Annotated in this window: 14 protein-coding genes and 2 pseudogenes; 13 read left to right on the top strand and 3 right to left on the bottom strand. The window is 69.9% G+C overall.

What is annotated here, in order from left to right:
- Positions 1–3: 3 nt before the first annotated feature.
- The 13 genes and pseudogenes from ACHMXE_RS12795 (at position 4) to ACHMXE_RS12735 (ending at position 12,834) form a co-directional block, all read left to right on the top strand.
- On the top strand, positions 4–336 hold the full coding sequence (locus tag ACHMXE_RS12795; RefSeq protein ID WP_395349664.1) for a hypothetical protein: 333 nt from the start codon (positions 4–6) through the stop codon (positions 334–336).
- 191 nt (positions 337–527) lie between these two features.
- Complete coding sequence (locus tag ACHMXE_RS12790; protein WP_395349663.1) at positions 528–1,298, top strand: basic amino acid ABC transporter substrate-binding protein; 771 nt, start codon at positions 528–530, stop codon at positions 1,296–1,298.
- Positions 1,299–1,388: 90 nt separating this feature from the next.
- On the top strand, positions 1,389–2,159 hold the full coding sequence (locus ACHMXE_RS12785) for an amino acid ABC transporter permease (protein WP_057595865.1): 771 nt from the start codon (positions 1,389–1,391) through the stop codon (positions 2,157–2,159).
- 45 nt (positions 2,160–2,204) lie between these two features.
- Positions 2,205–3,831 (top strand): annotated as a pseudogene (locus tag ACHMXE_RS12780) (MFS transporter).
- Between the two features lie 19 nt (positions 3,832–3,850).
- Positions 3,851–5,014, top strand: coding sequence for an MFS transporter (locus tag ACHMXE_RS12775; protein ID WP_395349662.1), 1,164 nt, complete (start codon positions 3,851–3,853; stop codon positions 5,012–5,014).
- Between the two features lie 116 nt (positions 5,015–5,130).
- On the top strand, positions 5,131–5,952 hold the full coding sequence (locus ACHMXE_RS12770; protein ID WP_203203336.1) for a creatininase family protein: 822 nt from the start codon (positions 5,131–5,133) through the stop codon (positions 5,950–5,952).
- Positions 5,953–5,985: 33 nt separating this feature from the next.
- A complete protein-coding gene (locus ACHMXE_RS12765) occupies positions 5,986–6,792 on the top strand; it encodes an ABC transporter ATP-binding protein (protein ID WP_395349661.1) in 807 nt (268 codons plus the stop codon).
- Positions 6,770–7,669 (top strand): ABC transporter permease, encoded by a 900-nt coding sequence (locus ACHMXE_RS12760; RefSeq protein ID WP_395349660.1) that lies wholly within the window; start codon positions 6,770–6,772, stop codon positions 7,667–7,669. The genes ACHMXE_RS12765 and ACHMXE_RS12760 overlap by 23 nt, the downstream gene beginning before the upstream one ends.
- Positions 7,641–8,153, top strand: a pseudogene (locus tag ACHMXE_RS12755) (FAD-binding oxidoreductase); the annotation flags it as partial. The gene ACHMXE_RS12760 and the pseudogene ACHMXE_RS12755, both read left to right, overlap by 29 nt.
- 942 nt (positions 8,154–9,095) lie before the next feature.
- Positions 9,096–10,133, top strand: a complete 1,038-nt coding sequence (locus ACHMXE_RS12750; protein WP_395353062.1) for an ABC transporter substrate-binding protein — start codon at positions 9,096–9,098, stop codon at positions 10,131–10,133.
- A gap of 433 nt (positions 10,134–10,566) precedes the next feature.
- Entirely contained in the window at positions 10,567–11,157 is a 591-nt protein-coding gene (locus ACHMXE_RS12745) for an NAD(P)H-dependent oxidoreductase (protein ID WP_057595873.1), read from the top strand.
- 31 nt (positions 11,158–11,188) lie between these two features.
- Positions 11,189–12,160, top strand: coding sequence for a PDR/VanB family oxidoreductase (locus tag ACHMXE_RS12740; protein ID WP_395349659.1), 972 nt, complete (start codon positions 11,189–11,191; stop codon positions 12,158–12,160).
- 8 nt (positions 12,161–12,168) lie between these two features.
- Positions 12,169–12,834, top strand: a complete 666-nt coding sequence (locus tag ACHMXE_RS12735) for a TetR family transcriptional regulator C-terminal domain-containing protein (protein ID WP_296742406.1) — start codon at positions 12,169–12,171, stop codon at positions 12,832–12,834.
- A 132-nt stretch (positions 12,835–12,966) separates the two neighbouring features.
- Here ACHMXE_RS12735 and ACHMXE_RS12730 read toward each other — a convergent pair whose 3' ends face one another.
- Genes ACHMXE_RS12730 through otnI form a run of 3 tightly spaced genes read right to left on the bottom strand, consistent with a single transcriptional unit; the run spans position 12,967 to position 15,433 of the window.
- Positions 12,967–13,428, bottom strand: a complete 462-nt coding sequence (locus ACHMXE_RS12730) for a RidA family protein (RefSeq protein WP_203203341.1) — start codon at positions 13,426–13,428, stop codon at positions 12,967–12,969.
- Positions 13,425–14,633 (bottom strand): amidohydrolase family protein, encoded by a 1,209-nt coding sequence (locus ACHMXE_RS12725; RefSeq protein ID WP_395349658.1) that lies wholly within the window; start codon positions 14,631–14,633, stop codon positions 13,425–13,427. The genes ACHMXE_RS12730 and ACHMXE_RS12725 overlap by 4 nt, the downstream gene beginning before the upstream one ends.
- A complete protein-coding gene (gene otnI / locus ACHMXE_RS12720) occupies positions 14,615–15,433 on the bottom strand; it encodes a 2-oxo-tetronate isomerase (protein WP_395349657.1) in 819 nt (272 codons plus the stop codon). Before otnI ends, ACHMXE_RS12725 begins: the two co-directional genes overlap by 19 nt.
- Positions 15,434–15,445 lie beyond the last annotated feature (12 nt).

Raw genomic sequence — 15,445 nt, 5'->3', positions numbered from 1 at the left:
CCCATGCAATCCCTTTTCATGCTGCTTCTCGGCCTGGCCCTGGCACCGGTTGCCAATGCCGGGACATCGAGCGAAACCTCCTGCTTCACCTCCGGCTCGACACGCCCCATCCGGTTGGAGCTGCGCCTCTATCACGACAGCACGAGGAACTGGAGCGCGGGTTTCGTGAAGTACGAGAAGTCCACCAAGAAGATCCCCCTCGTCGCTGCCGATCGGGGAAGACCGCCGATCCGGACCGTGCCAGCGCCTGGATCGAAATCACGAACAACGCGCCCTCCGGGGAGTACATCCTTTCGAGAGAAGGCGCAGGCCTGGGCGTTTCCAGCTATCTGCTGAGCTACAGGAACTTTGCAAAAAACAAGGTGCAGTCGTTCGAACTGGACGTCGCAGCGGGCTTCGCGGACGCCGGCTGCCAATGGGGCAAGCGCGAATAGGGGATCGCGAAACTCCAGGGCAAGGCCTGCCGCCAGCCTAAAATCCTCGCCCACCCCAACCCCGCCCCCCCCCCGCGCACCCAAGGACCCCGCATGACCCCCACCCGCCGCGCCCTGGCGCTTGGCTTTGCCGCTGCCGTGATGGCTTTCGGTGCCCTGGCGCCCGCCCAGGCGCAGAACCGCGAACTGACCGTGGCGTCCAGCGCCACCTATGCGCCGTTCGCGTTCGAGAACAAGGACAAGCAGATCGTCGGTTTCGACATCGACATCATCAACGCCATCGCGAAGCAGCAGGGCCTGAAGATCAAGATCGTGAACACGCCGTTCACGGGCATCTTCGGCGCGCTCAACAACGGCGACGTCGACCTGGTGATCTCGGGCGTGACGATCAACGAGAAGCGCAAGCAGAGCTACGACTTCACGCCGCCGTACTTCGCGGCGCGCCAGTTGATCGCGCTGCCGAAGAACAGCACGGTCGCCTCGCTCAAGGACCTCACGGGCAAGAAGATCGCGGTGGTGAGCGCCTCGACGGCCGACGACATCGCATCGCGCGAGTTCGGCAAGACCAGCCCGAACATCCGCCGCTTCGAGAGCACGCCGCTGATCATCTCCGAGCTGGCCGGCGGCGGCGTCGACGCGGCGATGGGCGACAACGGCGTGATCGCCTACCGCGTGTCGCAGAACCCCGAGCTGAAGACCCTCGACGACAAGTCCTTCCCCGAGGAAGGCTTCGGCATCGTGGTGAAGAAGGGCGACAGGGCGCTGCTCGACAAGCTCACGGCCGGCCTGGCGGCGATCCGCGCCGACGGCAGCTACGTGACGATCTACAAGAAGTGGTTCAACAAGGACCCGAACGTGCGCTGAGCCGCACGGCCCCCGTTCTGCTCCCACGGCCGCGCTTCGCGGCCGTTTCGTTTTCTTTTCGTTCGTTTCTCTGCATTGAAGGAAGCCGCCATGGAACAACCGGTGTTGCTGTTCGGATGGTTCCGCTGGGACATCCTGGTCGAATACAAGGACCTGTTCTGGCAGGGCGCCTGGATGACCTTGCGCATGACGGTGGTCTGCGTGCTGCTGGGCGCGAGCTGGGGCCTGTGCCTGGCGCTGGCGCGGCTCGCGCAGCCGCGGCACGCACCCTGGACCTGGGTGGCGCGCTTCTTCCTGCGCTGGCCGGCCACGGTGTACGTGAGCTTCTTCCGCGGCACGCCGCTGTTCGTGCAGATCCTCTTGATCCACTTCGCGGTGATGCCGGTGTTCATCCACCCCACGTCCGGCCTGCTGATCGACGGCGAACTCGCGCGCACGCTCAAACAGGAGCACGGCGCGCTGATCTCTGGCGTGGTGGCACTCACGCTCAATTCGGCGGCCTACATCTCCGAGGTGTTCCGCGCGGGCATCCAGTCGATCTCGCGCGGCCAGTTCGACGCCGGCCGCTCGCTGGGCTTCAACCCGGCGCAGGTGATGCGCTACGTGGTGCTGCCGCAGGCCTTCCGCCGCATGCTGCCGCCGCTGGGCAACAACGCGATCGCGCTGCTGAAGGACACCTCCCTGGTCTCCGCCATCGGCCTGGCCGAACTCGCCTACGCGGCGCGCACGGTGGCCGGCGCCTATGCGCGCTACTGGGAGCCCTATCTCGCGATCTCGGTGATCTACTGGGTGATGACGCTGGTGCTGACCACGCTGCTGCGCCGGCTCGAGCACCGGCTCGCGCGCAGCGACCGCGGCTGACCGCTGGCTGACCGGCTCGGGGCCTCGCGGCGACAATAGCCCCACATGCCCCCGATATCGCCCGAAGAGACGCCCATCCCGCCCGCGCGGCCGAAGCCGCCCAAGCTCGCCGCGCTCGAGCCGCTGAAGCTGCCGGTGTTCCGCATGCTGTGGAGCACCTGGCTGATCGCCAACATCTGCATGTGGATGAACGACGTGGCGGCGGCGTGGATGATGACCTCGCTGACCACCTCGCCGATCTGGGTCGCGCTGGTGCAGTCGGCCTCCACGCTGCCGGTGTTCCTGCTCGGCCTGCCCAGCGGCGCGCTGGCCGACATCCTCGACCGCCGGCGCTGGCTGATGGCCACGCAGTTCTGGCTCGCGGGCACGGCGATCGTGCTGTGCGCCGCGATCGCGCTCGACATGATGACGGCGCCGCTGCTGCTGGCGTTGACTTTCGCCGAACGGCATCGGGCTGGCGCTGCGCTGGCCGGTGTTCTCGGCCATCGTGCCCGAGCTGGTGCCGCGCCCGCAGCTGCCGGCCGCGCTCGGGCTCAACGGCATCGCGATGAATGCCTCGCGCATCATCGGCCCGCTCACGGCCGGCATGCTGATCGCGAGCGCGGGCAGCGTCTGGGTGTTCGCGCTCAACGCGGTGCTGTCGGTGGCCTCGGGCTTCGTGGTGCTGCGCTGGCGCCGCGAGCACACGCCCAATCCGCTGGGCCGCGAGCGGCTGATCAGCGCGATGCGCGTGGGCGTGCAGTTCGTCTGGCAGTCGCAGCGCATGCGCGCGGTGCTCAGCCGCATCACGATCTTCTTCTTCCATTCGACGGCGCTGCTGGCGCTGCTGCCGCTGCTGGCACGCAACCTTCAGGGCGGCGGCGCGGGCACCTTCACCCTGCTGCTGGCGGCCATGGGCTCGGGCGCGATCGTGGCGGTGCTGTTCCTGCCGCGGCTGCGCCAGGCGCTGGGACGCGACCAGCTGGTGCTGCGCGGCACCGCGCTGCAGTCGGCCGCCACGGCGGTGATGGCCTTCGCGCCCAATGCCTGGGTCGCGGTGCCGGCGATGTTCTTCGGCGGCATGGCCTGGATCACGGTGGCCAATTCGCTGTCGGTGTCGGCCCAGCTCGCGCTGCCCGACTGGGTGCGTGCGCGCGGCATGTCGACCTACCAGATGGCGATCATGGGCGCGAGCGCGATCGGCGCCGCGCTGTGGGGCCAGGTGGCCACGGTCACCGACTTGCGGATGAGCCTGATCGTGGCCTCGATCACCGGCACGCTGCTGATGCTGGCCGCGCTGCGCTGGGTCACCGACGTCTCGGGCGAGGACGACACCACGCCCGCCAAGGCCGGCTGGGCCTCGGGGCCGCCTTCCGAGGCGCCGCAGGAGAACGGCCGCGTGGTGATCAACGTCGAATTCATCATCGACCCTGCGCGCGCCGCGGCCTTCCACCTGGTGATGCAGCAGACGCGCCGCGCGCGGCTGAGCCAGGGCGCGATCGGCTGGGAGCTGCTGCACGACATCGGCGAGCCGGGCCGCTACGTCGAGCAGATCGTCGACGAGAGCTGGACCGAGCACCTGCGCCGCTTCAACCGCGCGACCGCCGCCGACATGGCGCTGCGCGAGCGCCGGCTGGCCTTCCACCTCGGCGAATCGCCGCCGGTGGTCACGCGCTACGTCGTGCGCCGCTGATCCACGGAGCGCCCAAGCCATGAAGACGACCCAGGTCGCCACGCTGTTCTGCTGCCTGTTCCTCATCGGCTCGGCCGAGGTGGTGGCGGGCCCGATGATGGGCGCGATGAGCGCCGACCTCGGCGTGCGCTCGAGCGCCATCGCCTACCTGCCGGCCGCCTACGGGCTCGCCTACGGCGCCTTCGCGCTGATCGCCGGGCCGCTGTCGGACCGCTGGGGCCGCCGGCGGCCGCTGCAGGCCGGGCTGCTGGGCTTCGCGCTGCTGAGCGCCGCGCTCCCGAGCGCGCCGAGCCTGGCGGTGGCGATCGTGCTGTCGGCGCTGGCCGGGCTGTGTGCGGGTCTGATCCAGCCCAATGCGCTGTGGCTGGTGGCCGACGAATCGCCGCCCGAGCAGATCGGCCGCCGGCTCAGCCACGTGTTCGTCGGCCTGATGCTGGCCTTCGTGCTCACGCCGGTGGTGGCCGGCTGGCTGACCGACACCGCGGGCTGGCGCTCGGCCTACTACACGCTCGCGGCGATGGCCGCGCTGGCCTTTCTCGCGGTGACGCGCGCCTTCGTCCAGCGCGTGCCCGCGGCCGCGTCGCACGCGGGCTTCCTCGCCACCCATGCGCAGGCGCTGCGCACGCCCGGCGTGCGGCGGCGGCTCGCGGTCAGCTACCTCTGGCTCGGCTGGGTGGCGGGCTTCGGCGCGGTGGTGGCCGAGGTGGCGGCGCGCAAGCTGGTGCTGTCGTCGACCGACACCGGCCTGATCGCCGGCCTGTTCGGCCTGGCCGTGATCGCCGGCAACCTGGCCAGCGGCCGGCTGCAGCGCGCGCTCCGCGAAGCCGCGCTGCCGCTGGCGGCGCTGGCCGCGGCGGCGGGCCTGCTGGGTCTGGCGCTGCCGGTGGGCTCGACCACGCAGCTGGTGCTGCTCGGCCTGCCCTGGGCCTTCGGCTACGGCTGCGCGGGACCGCTGCACCATGCGCGGCTCAGCGCGCTGTCCGAGCGCTACCGCGGCACCATCAACTCCTATCACGCGAGCCTGCTCAACCTCGGCATCTTTTCGGTCTCGTTCCTGCTCGGCAGCGTGGTGCCGCGCTTCCCGGTCGAGGTGTTCTGCGCGCTGGCCGGCGGCGTGACGCTGGTCGGCGCCTGCCTGCTGCTGCCGTGGCCGTGGCGCAAGGCCGGGGTGGCGACGACCTGAGCGCGGCGACCCGAGCGCGGGGCGGCAGCCCGTGGAAAACCCTGACGCGACTTTTTTGACCATTCGGATAATTTAGGTCATCATCCGCGCCGTCGCCACGAACGAGGACCACCCCGATGAACCCGGTCACCCTGCGCAGCCGCTTCTGGTCGGACCTGACCAGCGAAGAGTTCTCCCGCCTCGACCGCGAACGGCTGATCGCCGTGCTGCCGGTGGGCGCCACCGAGCAGCACGGTCCGCACCTGCCGATGTCGACCGACACCGCCACCATCGACGGCATGGTGCGCGCCACGCTCCCCCATCTGCCCGACGACCTGCCCGTGCTGTTCCTGCCCACGGTGCCCTACGGCAAGAGCAACGAGCACTCGCGCTACCCGGGCACGCTCACGGTCTCGGCCAGCACGCTGATCGCGATGTGGACCGACATCGGCGCCTGCGTGGCGCGTGCCGGCGTGCGCAAGCTGGTGCTCTACAACAGCCACGGCGGCCAGATGAGCGTGATGGACATCGTGGCGCGCGACCTGCGCGAAGCGCACGGGATGATGGTGGTGGCCGCCAACTGGTACACGCTGGGCCTGCCCGAGGGCCTGTTCACCGCGCACGAGGGCAAGCATGGCATCCACGCCGGCGACCTCGAGAGCTCGGTGATGCTGCACCTCACGCCCGACTACGTGCGCGCCGACCAGTTCCGCAACTTCCACTCGATGACCGAGGACCTCGCGGCCGAGAACAAGTACCTCTCGATCACGCCCAGCGGCAAGCTCGGCTGGCAGATGCACGACATCAACCCGATGGGCGCGGCCGGCGACGCCACCCGCGCCACCGCCGAGAAGGGCGCCGCGGTGCTCGACCACGTGGGCCGGCGCTTCGTCGACCTGCTGCACGAGATCGACCGCTTCCCGCTGTCGCGCCTGGCCAACGAGCCCGCCTGGCGCTAGGCTCGCGCCCCGCCACGCCCTCCGGAACACCCCATGGAAAGCACCACGCCATCCACCCCCGATGCCGAAGCGCCGCTGGTCCGGCTGCGCAATGTCGGCAAGCGCTTCGCCAACGGCACGCTCGCGCTGCAGGGCATGTCGCTCGACATCGGCGCGCACGACTTCATCAGCTTCCTCGGCCCCTCGGGCTGCGGCAAGAGCACGGCGCTGCGGCTGATCGCCGGCCTCACGCGCGCCAGCAGCGGCGAGATGGCCTGGACCGGCGGCGCCGCCGCGCGCACCGACCGCGACCTGGGCTTCGTGTTCCAGGAACCCACGCTGATGCCCTGGGCCAAGGTGTTCGACAACGTCTGGCTGCCGCTCAAGCTCGCGGGCATGAAGCGCGATGCCGCCGCGCCCGTGGTGCAGCAGGTGCTCGAGATGGTCGGGCTCTCGCGCTTCGCCGACGTCTATCCGCGCGAGCTCTCGGGCGGCATGAAGATGCGGGTGTCGATCGCGCGCGCGCTGGTCACGCACCCGCGCCTGCTGCTGATGGACGAGCCCTTCGCCGCGCTCGACGAGATGACGCGCATCAAGCTCAACAACGACCTGCTCGCGATCTGGCGCGAGCACCGCTTCTCGGTGGTGTTCGTCACGCACAGCGTCTACGAGTCGGTCTACCTCTCGAACCGCATCGTGGTGATGGCCGCGCGCCCGGGCCGCGTCATCGACGAGATCCGCATCGACGAGCCCTACCCGCGCGGCGAGGCCTTCCGCACCTCGAGCCGCTACAACGCGCACTGCACCGCGGTGTCCCGATCCCTGCATGGAGCCCTGCATGGCGTCGACATCGATCACTGAGACCGCGGTCCCCGTTGCTCCCGCCCTGCACGAGGACGACACCGCCACGCCCTCGGCCGACGCCCAGCGCGCGCACGAGGACCGGCAGCGCCGGCGCGAATCGCTGCTGCGCATCGTGGTGCCCGCGGTGGTGGTCGGCGCGCTGCTGCTGCTGTGGGAATGGACCGTGCGCGCCAACAACATCCCGCACTACATCCTGCCCGCGCCCTCGCTGATCCTGAAGACGCTGTTCGACAACTGGGACACGCTGTCGAGCGCGCTGTGGTTCACCGTGCGGCTCACGCTGCTCGCGCTGGCCGCGGCCATCGTCGGCGGCGTGCTGCTGGCGATCGCTTTCGCGCTGTTCAAGTGGGTGGAGATCGGGCTGTTCCCGATCGCGGTGATCCTGCAGGTCACGCCGATCATCGCGATCGCGCCGCTGATCCTGATCTACGTCTCGAGCACCACCGCGGCACTGCTGCTGTGCGCCTGGATCGTGGCCTTCTTCCCGATCCTGTCGAACACGGTGGTGGGCCTCAAGAGCGCCGACAGCAACCTGCGCGACCTGTTCCAGCTCTACAAGGCCTCGCCCTGGCAGACCTTCCGCTACCTGCTCGCGCCCAGCGCGCTGCCCTACTTCATGGCGGGCCTGAAGATCGCGGGCGGCCTGAGCCTGATCGGCGCGGTGGTGGCCGAGTTCACCGCGGGCACGGCCGGCAAGGAAACCGGGCTGGCCTCGCGCATCCTCGAGTCGAGCTTCCGCACCGAGATCCCGATGATGTTCGCGGCGCTGCTCTTGGTGTCGCTGCTCGGGATCGTGATCTTCATCGTCTTCGCCGCGCTGTCGCGCCTGGTGCTGGGCCACTGGCATGAAAGCGAAATGCGCCGTGAACGCTAGGACCTCGCTCGCCCCGGCCGTCGACTGGGACGCGGTGCGCCGCGACCTCGCGGGCCTGAACCTGGTGACCGCGCCGGGCCAGCGCAAGCAGCTGTCGAAGGACTTCTTCTGGTACAGCCCGATCCTCACGGCGCAGCTCTCGGGCTGCGTGGCCGAGCTGGTCGTGAAGGTCGGCACCGAGGACGACGTGCGCCAGGTCTGCGCCACCGCCGCCAGGTGGAAGCTGCCGCTCACGGTGCGCGCGGGCGGCACCGGCAACTACGGCCAGTGCGTGCCGCTCGAGGGCGGGCTGGTGATGGACGTGACGCAGCTGTGCCGCGTGCTCGACATCGGCGACGGCCGCATGCGGGTGGAGGCCGGCGCGCGCATGCACGACATCGACCTGGCCGCGCGCGAGACCGGCCAGGCGCTGCGCATGTGGCCCTCGACCTGGCACGTGGCCAGCATCGGCGGCTTCATCGCGGGCGGCTTCGGCGGCATCGGCTCGTTCCGCCACGGCATCCTGCGCGACCCCGGCAACCTGCTGCGCGCGCGCGTGATGACGGTGGAGCGCGAGCCGCGCGTGATCGAGCTCGCGGGCGACGAGATCCAGCAGGTGCACCATGCCTACGGCACCAACGGCGTGATCCTCGACGTGGAGGTGGCGCTGAGCCCGGCCGTCGACTGGGTGCACTGCACGGTGCTGTTCGAGCGCTACCGCGCGGCGCTGGACTTCGGCATCGCGGCCAGCACGCCCGATCTCGACCTGTTCCTGCTGTCGACCGTGGAGGCGCGCTTCTCGCCCTACTACACGGCGATGGGCGAGCACTTTCCCGCCGACCGGCACGCGGTCTTCACGATGGTCGCGCCCGGGTCGATGGAGGACTTCCGCGCGCTCGCGGCCGCGCACGGCGGCCACATCGCGCTGGCCGGCACCGAGGCCGAGCTGCTCGCGGCCGGCCTGCCGCCGGCCTACGAATGCGCGTTCAACCACACGACGCTGCAGGCGCTCAAGATGGACCGCGGCTGGACCTACCTGCAGGTGGCCTATGCGCAGCCCTTCGATCCCGCGGTGGTCGAGCGCCACCTCGAGATCTTCGGCGACGAGGTGCTGCAGCACCAGGACTTCGCGCGCGCGGGGCGGCGAGGCCGGCACCTTCGGCATCCTGCTGGTGCGCTGGACCGGCGAGGCGCGCCAGTACGAGCTGATCCGCGAGATCGAGTCGCAGGGCGGCTGCAAGATCTTCAACCCGCACGTGGTGACCATCGAGGACGGCGGCATGAAGACCATCGACACGCAGCAGATCGAGTTCAAGAAGCGCAGCGACCCGATGGGGCTGATGAACCCCGGCAAGACGCGCGGCTGGACCCCCGACATGGCCATCGACCGCTGAAAAGATTTAGGCTTCGCGTCCCTTCCAAAAAACCTCCACAGGAGCACGTCCCCATGCGCATCCCCGCTTTCCGCATCCGCCCGCTCGGCAGCCTGGCCCTCGGCCTGGCGCTGACCGCCGCCGCCTTCGCCGCGCAGGCGCAGGAGAAGGTGGTGTTCGCCACCAACTGGAAGGCGCAGGCCGGCCATGGCGGCTTCTACCAGGCGCTGGTGGACGGCACCTACAAGAAGTACGGCCTCGACGTCGAGATCCAGCAGGGCGGCCCGATGGTCAACAACCGGCCGATGCTGCCGGCCGGCAAGATCGATTTCCTGATGACCGGCAACCTGCTGCAGTCCTTCGACAACGTGAAGAACGGCGTGCCCACGGTGGTGGTCGCGGCCTTCTTCCAGAAGGACCCGCAAGCCATGTTCGCGCACCCGGGCCAGGGCTTCGACAGCTTCAAGGAGATGACCAAGGCGCCCGTGGCCTTCATCGGCAAGGACGGCCAGTTCAGCTTCTGGCAGTGGATGAAGTCGGAGCACGGCTTCAAGGATTCGCAGCTCAAGCCCTACACCTTCAACGTGGGTCCGTTCCTGGCCGACAAGAAGTCGATCCAGCAGGGCTACGCGATCTCCGAGCCGCTGTCGATCAAGGCCCAGGCCGGCTTCGACCCGGTGGTGCAGCTGCTGGCCGACAACGGTTTCTCGACCTACTCGACCACCATCGAGACGCGCGCCGACCTGGTGAAGACCAAGCCCGAGACGGTGCGCAAGTTCGTCGAGGCCTCGATCATCGGCTGGAACAACTACCTCTACGGCGACAACAAGGCCGCCAACGAGCTGATCGCCAAGACCAATCCCGACTCGCCCGTGGCCGCGCTGCAGGGCTCGATCGAACTCATGAAGAAGATGGGCATCGTCGACAGCGGCGAGTCGCTGACCAAGGGCATCGGCGCGATGGACGAGGCACGCGTGAAGGACTTCTACGACAAGATGGTCAAGGCCGGCCTCTACAAGCCCGGCGAGGTCGACCTGTCGAAGGTGGTCACGACCCAGTTCGTCAACAAGGGCGTGGGTCTGGACGTGCGCAAGAAGCTCACGGGCAAGTAAGCCGCACGCAGGGACCCGATCCACGACCACACCGATTTCTCCGCGGGCCGCGCGGTGCTTGCGCCGGGGTCAGATGCCGGCGCCTGGGATGCCATAAGGCACCGTGCGGCTCTTCATTCGCTGGGCTCTGACCCCGTATTGCCGCCTAGGACCTGTTAACGCTATGCAAGGGGTCGCGTTGCCCCGCAAAGGGGCTGGATGCAAGGCGCCCGCGCGCAGCAAGGCTGGCGCCTTGCAAGCGCGGGCAACGCCGCAGACGGCCCCTTTGCGGGGCAACCCGGAAGGGAAGCTCGCCAGAGCCCGCCCCTCGGCGTTGCGTTCCTTGCGTGTGCGGACGCACACGCGGCGTCACGCGCCTTGATGGGCGGGCTCTGGCGAGCTTCGCGACCCCTTGCATAGCGTTAACAGGTCCTATCGGCGAACCGGCCCTCCCATGAAAACGCTCGTCGTTCATTGCCATCCGAACCCTGACAGCTTCAACCACGCGCTCTACCGCACGGCGCTCGCCGCCCTCGAACCCCGCCACCAGGTCCGGGCCATCGACCTGTACGCCGAGGGCTTCGACCCGACGCTGACCCGCGAGGAACGCATCGCGTACCTCGACAACACCCAATTGATCCGCGAACGCGTGCAACCCCACGTCGAGGCGCTGCTGTGGGCCGAGCACCTGGTGTTCGTCTATCCCACCTGGTTCCACGGACCGCCCTCGATGCTCAAGGGCTGGCTGGAACGGGTGTGGCTGCCCGGCGTGGCCTTCCTGCCGGCCGAGCGCAAGGGCCAGGCCGCGCGCTCGGGCATGCGCCACATCCAGCGCCTCACGGTGGTCACCACGGGCGGCTCGCCGCGCTGGTTCGTGATGGCCATCGGCGACCCCGGGCGGCGGCTGTTCACGCGCGCGCTGCGCGCCCTGTTCGCCTGGCGCTGCAAGGTGACCTGGCTGCAGCTGCACGACATGAACGCCGTGACCGCGCTCGACCGCACGCGCTTCATCGAGCGCGTGGCGCGCAAGCTGCAAACGCTGTGACCACGACCCCAACGATCCGGGAGAAAACACCATGAGCCTCGAACGCACGCTCACCGTCCGCGTGACGCGCATCGCGCGCCAGACGCCCGAAATCCTGGCCTTCGAACTGGCCCATCCCTGGGGCCGCGCGCTGCCCGGCTACGAGGCCGGCGCGCACATCGACGTGCACATGCCCGGCGGCTTCTCGCGCCAGTACTCGCTGGCGCGCGCGCCCTCGGCGGGCGCCGTCTCGTCCTACCTGATCGGCGTGAAGCGCGAGGCCGCGAGCCGCGGCGGCTCGGCCTCGATGCACGAGCGCGTGCGCGAGGGCGACCTGCTGCCGATCAGCACGCCGCGCAACACCTTCCCGCTGCAGGCGCAGGCGCGCCATCACCTGCTGCTGGCCGGCGGCATCGGCATGACGCCGCTGCTCGCGATGGCGCAGGCGCTGGCCGCGCGCGGCGAGGGCTTCACGCTGTGCGTGTTCGCGCGCGCCGAGGAGCACCTGGCCTTCGCCGAGGCGCTGCGCGCTCCGGCGCTGGCACCGCATGTGCGGCTGCACCTCGACCAGGGCGATGCCTCGCAGCGCATCGACCTGCGCGCGCTGCTGGCCGCGCATGCCGGTGCCGCCCATCTCTATGTCTGCGGCCCCGGCGGCTTCATGCAGGCGGTGCGCGACGCGGCGGCCGCCGCGCAGTGGCCCGAGGACGCGATCCACGCCGAGTACTTCGCCGCGCCCACCGATGCCGCCGCCACCGCGGGCCAGCCCTTCGTGCTGCGGCTCGCGCAGCGCGGCATCGCGGTGCCGGTGGCGGCCGACCAGACCGCGGTCGACGCGCTGCACGAGGTCGGCATCGACATCCCGGTGTCGTGCGAGCAGGGCCTGTGCGGCACCTGCGTGGTCGGTGCCGAAGGCGAGGGCGCCGAGCACCGCGACTTCTGCCTCACGGGCAGCGAGCGGCGCCACAAGGTGGCGCTGTGCTGCTCGCGCGCCAAGGGGGCCGAGCTGGTGGTGCAGCTCTGAGACCGCGCATGGCCAGGACCACCGCCGTCGACACCGCCGAGGACGCCGAGGGCCCCGCCACGCGCGGGCGCTCGCGCAAGTACGCGCAGGTGCTCGGCGTGATCAACCAGGCCGCGATCGAGGTGTTCGCGAGCGAGGGCCTGGCCGGCGCCTCGACGCAGGCGATCGCCGACAAGGCCGGGCTCTCGAAGGCGCAGCTGCACTACTACATCGACAGCAAGGAGGCGCTGTACCGGCAGATCCTGCAGGACATCCTCACCGACTGGATCGTGGTCTTCGGCTTCGACGACGAGGCCCTGGGCCCGCGCAAGGTGCTCGGCGACCTGATCCGCCGCAAGATGGCGTTCTCGTTCGAGCATCCGCTGCGTTCGCGCATCTTCACGGCCGAGATGCTGCGCGGCGCGCCGGTGCTCAACCCCCTGATGGACACGAGCAAGCAGCGCACCGACCAGGCCGCCGCCGTGATCCGCAACTGGATGGACCAGGGCCTGATGGACGAGGCCGACCCGATGCTGGTGCTGTTCCACATCTGGGCCGTGACCCAGTTCTACGCCGACCACGCCACCCAGGCCGCGTACTTCCGCAACACCGCGCAGCACGGCGACGCGCAGGACCGCGATTACCTGGTCGAGCAGGTGACGGCGTTCCTGTTCAAGGGTGCGGGCGTCAGGTAGTTTGCTCGGCGGTACTCTACGAACCGTTCACGCTGAGCTTGTCGAAGCGCCGCGCGAGGCTTCGATCCTTCGGCAAGCTCAGGACAGGCCAAGCTCAGCCCGAACGGATCGTTGCGCAGCGACTTCCGCGCTTCACCGCTTCTGCGGCAGGTACATGGTGGCCTCGACCTCCACCAGCACCTCGTCGCCCGGCAGGAAGCGCGACACCTCCACCACCGTGCTGACCGGCGGCTCGCCCGGATAGAACAGGCCGCGCACGCGGTTGTAGAAGGCGTAGTGCGGCAGGTGGCGGAAGTACTGCACCAGCTTCACCACGTCCTCCATGGTGCCGCCGTGCTCGGCCGCGATCTGGCGGATCCGCTCCAGCACGAACCAGCTCTGCGCCACGATCGGCGCCTCGAACACGTCGACCGACATCTGTCCGGTGGCGTAGCCCAGGCCCTGCAGCGCGCTGCGCCCGGCCTCGGGAATGGCGTCGTAGCCGGCGACCGCGCGGCGCGTGGCCGGGTCGACGGCGACCACGCCGCTCATGTAGACGAAATCGCCGACGCGCTTGGCGGCGGCATAGTTGGCCATCGGCTTGCCCATGCTCATGCGGTGTGCTCCAGGATCCGGCCCGCGCGGATGACGCTGCGGCGGCGGCCGCGCGGGTCGATGAGTTCGTGTTCGTCGGTGGCGGCCAGCACCACCAGGTCGGCCGGACAACCCGCGGCGATGCGACCGTCCCAGGCCAGCCCGAGCGCCCGCGCCGGCGCGAGCGTGATGCTGTCGATCCAGTCGAGCGCCGGCGCGAGGTGCGCCACCTGCACGCCGAGGCCGAAGGTCTCGACGAGGTCGTAGCTGCCGTAGGGATAGAAGGCGTCCTGCACGTTGTCCGTGGCCAGGCACGCACGCAAGCCGCGTGCCGCGGCCTCGCGGATGCGCGTGATGCCGCGCGGCACCGGCGTGCGGTCCCAGGCGCCCTGCAGGTAGAGGTTGGTGGTGGGCAGCGCGACCAGGTGCAGGCCCGCGCCCGCGCACAGCGCCAGGGTTTCGTGCGCCACGGCATCGTCCTGCACCGAGAGCGAGCAGGCATGGCCGCAGACCACGCGGCCCGCGAAGCCGCGCGCGCGCACCAGCTGCGCGATGGCGCGCAGGCCGCTGGCGTCGGCATCGAGGCCCTCGTCGACATGGAAGTCGAGCGACAGCCCGTGCTTGTGCGCGAGCTCGAACACGCGGTCGAGCTTGGGCAACAGGGCCTCGTTGCGGTAGACGAAGGCGCCCAGCGCGCCGCCCGCGCGCGCCACCTCGCGCGCGATGCGCTCGCCGGCCTCGGCATCGGCGAACAGGTCGAGCGGCGTGAGCGAGACGAACTGCAGCTCGACGCGACCGCGCCAGGCCTCGCGCAGCGATTCGAACACCGCGAGCGAGACCGGCGCCTCGGGCTGCACCCAATCGAGGTGGGTGCGCAGCGCGCGCGTGCCGCTGCGCCAGGCGTCCTCGAGCGCGCGTTCCATACGCGGGCGCAGCGACTCGGCGGTCCAGCCGGCGCGGTGGCCGTTCATGCGCTCGATGGCCGCGAACAGGTTGCCCTGCGCCGCACCCACTTCCTGCACGGTGTAGTTCTTGTCGATGTGCGCATGCGCGTCGACGCAGGCGCTCAGCACGATGCCGCGCGCCGAAGCCTGCCGCGCGCTCGGCGCGACCGAGGCCACGCGATCGCCGTCCAGCACCAGGTCGAACAGCTCGGCCTCCGACGCGAAGCCGCGCAGCGGCTTCGGGATGCGCAGCGCCTCGAGCTTCACTGCGCCTCGCGCCACGCGCGCAGCCAGCCCAGCCCGGCCGAGGTGCCGCCGGGCTCACTGCCGCGCCGCGGCCGGTATTCGCAGCCGACCCAGCCCTGCCAGCCGGATTGCGCCGACACCTCGTCGATCACCTGGAACAGGTAGGGATAGTTCTGCTCGCCGATGTCGGGCTCGTGGCGCTCGGGCACGCCGGCGATCTGGATGTGGCCGACGCGGCCGGTGGGCAGGTACTGGCGCAGCTTCATCGCGACGTCGCCCTCGACGATCTGGCAGTGGTAGAGGTCCATCTGCACCTTGAGGTTGGGCGCGCCGATGCTTTCGACGATGGCGTGCGCATGGTCCTGGCGGTTGAGGAAGAAGCGCGGGATGTCGCGCGTGTTGATCGGCTCGATCAGCACGTCGCGCCCGGCCTTCGCGGCCTCCTCGGCGGCCCAGCGCAGGTTGTCGACGTACACCTGCTGCACGGCATCGGCCGTGAGGTCCTCGGGCACCAGCCCGGCCATGACGTGGATGCGCGGGCAGTCGAGCGCGACCGCGTAGTCGATGGCCTTGGCAATGCCTTCGCGGAATTCGGCGTCGCGCCCCGGCAGGCAGGCCAGGCCGCGTTCGCCGCCGTCCCAGTTGCCGGGCGGGCCGTTGAAGAGCACCTGCTGCAGGCCGTTGTGCCGGAGGCGCGCGACGATGTCCTGCTTGGAGAAGGCATAGGGGAACAGGTACTCGACGGCCTCGAAGCCGTCCTTCGCGGCGGCATCGAAGCGGTCGAGGAAGTCCAGCTCGGGATAGAGCATCGAGAGGTTGGCGGCGAAGCGTGGCATGGCGTTGTCTCT

The sequence above is a fragment of the Variovorax sp. UC122_21 genome (genome assembly GCF_044056785.1).
Classification (GTDB): Bacteria; Pseudomonadota; Gammaproteobacteria; order Burkholderiales; family Burkholderiaceae_C; genus Variovorax.
The sequence above is the reverse complement of the archived record's forward strand: the minus strand, read 5'-3'. Positions and strand labels throughout refer to the sequence as shown.

Coding starts and splice junctions, on each gene's coding strand:
- ACHMXE_RS12795 (WP_395349664.1), top strand. CDS start 4: ATGCAATCCCTTTTCATGCTGCTTCTCGGCCTGGCCCTGGCACCGGTT.
- ACHMXE_RS12770 (WP_203203336.1), top strand. CDS start 5,131: ATGAACCCGGTCACCCTGCGCAGCCGCTTCTGGTCGGACCTGACCAGC.
- ACHMXE_RS12790 (WP_395349663.1), top strand. CDS start 528: ATGACCCCCACCCGCCGCGCCCTGGCGCTTGGCTTTGCCGCTGCCGTG.
- ACHMXE_RS12735 (WP_296742406.1), top strand. CDS start 12,169: ATGGCCAGGACCACCGCCGTCGACACCGCCGAGGACGCCGAGGGCCCC.
- ACHMXE_RS12730 (WP_203203341.1), bottom strand. CDS start 13,428: ATGAGCATGGGCAAGCCGATGGCCAACTATGCCGCCGCCAAGCGCGTC.
- otnI (WP_395349657.1), bottom strand. CDS start 15,433: ATGCCACGCTTCGCCGCCAACCTCTCGATGCTCTATCCCGAGCTGGAC.
- ACHMXE_RS12765 (WP_395349661.1), top strand. CDS start 5,986: ATGGAAAGCACCACGCCATCCACCCCCGATGCCGAAGCGCCGCTGGTC.
- ACHMXE_RS12775 (WP_395349662.1), top strand. CDS start 3,851: ATGAAGACGACCCAGGTCGCCACGCTGTTCTGCTGCCTGTTCCTCATC.
- ACHMXE_RS12785 (WP_057595865.1), top strand. CDS start 1,389: ATGGAACAACCGGTGTTGCTGTTCGGATGGTTCCGCTGGGACATCCTG.
- ACHMXE_RS12750 (WP_395353062.1), top strand. CDS start 9,096: ATGCGCATCCCCGCTTTCCGCATCCGCCCGCTCGGCAGCCTGGCCCTC.
- ACHMXE_RS12760 (WP_395349660.1), top strand. CDS start 6,770: ATGGCGTCGACATCGATCACTGAGACCGCGGTCCCCGTTGCTCCCGCC.
- ACHMXE_RS12745 (WP_057595873.1), top strand. CDS start 10,567: ATGAAAACGCTCGTCGTTCATTGCCATCCGAACCCTGACAGCTTCAAC.
- ACHMXE_RS12740 (WP_395349659.1), top strand. CDS start 11,189: ATGAGCCTCGAACGCACGCTCACCGTCCGCGTGACGCGCATCGCGCGC.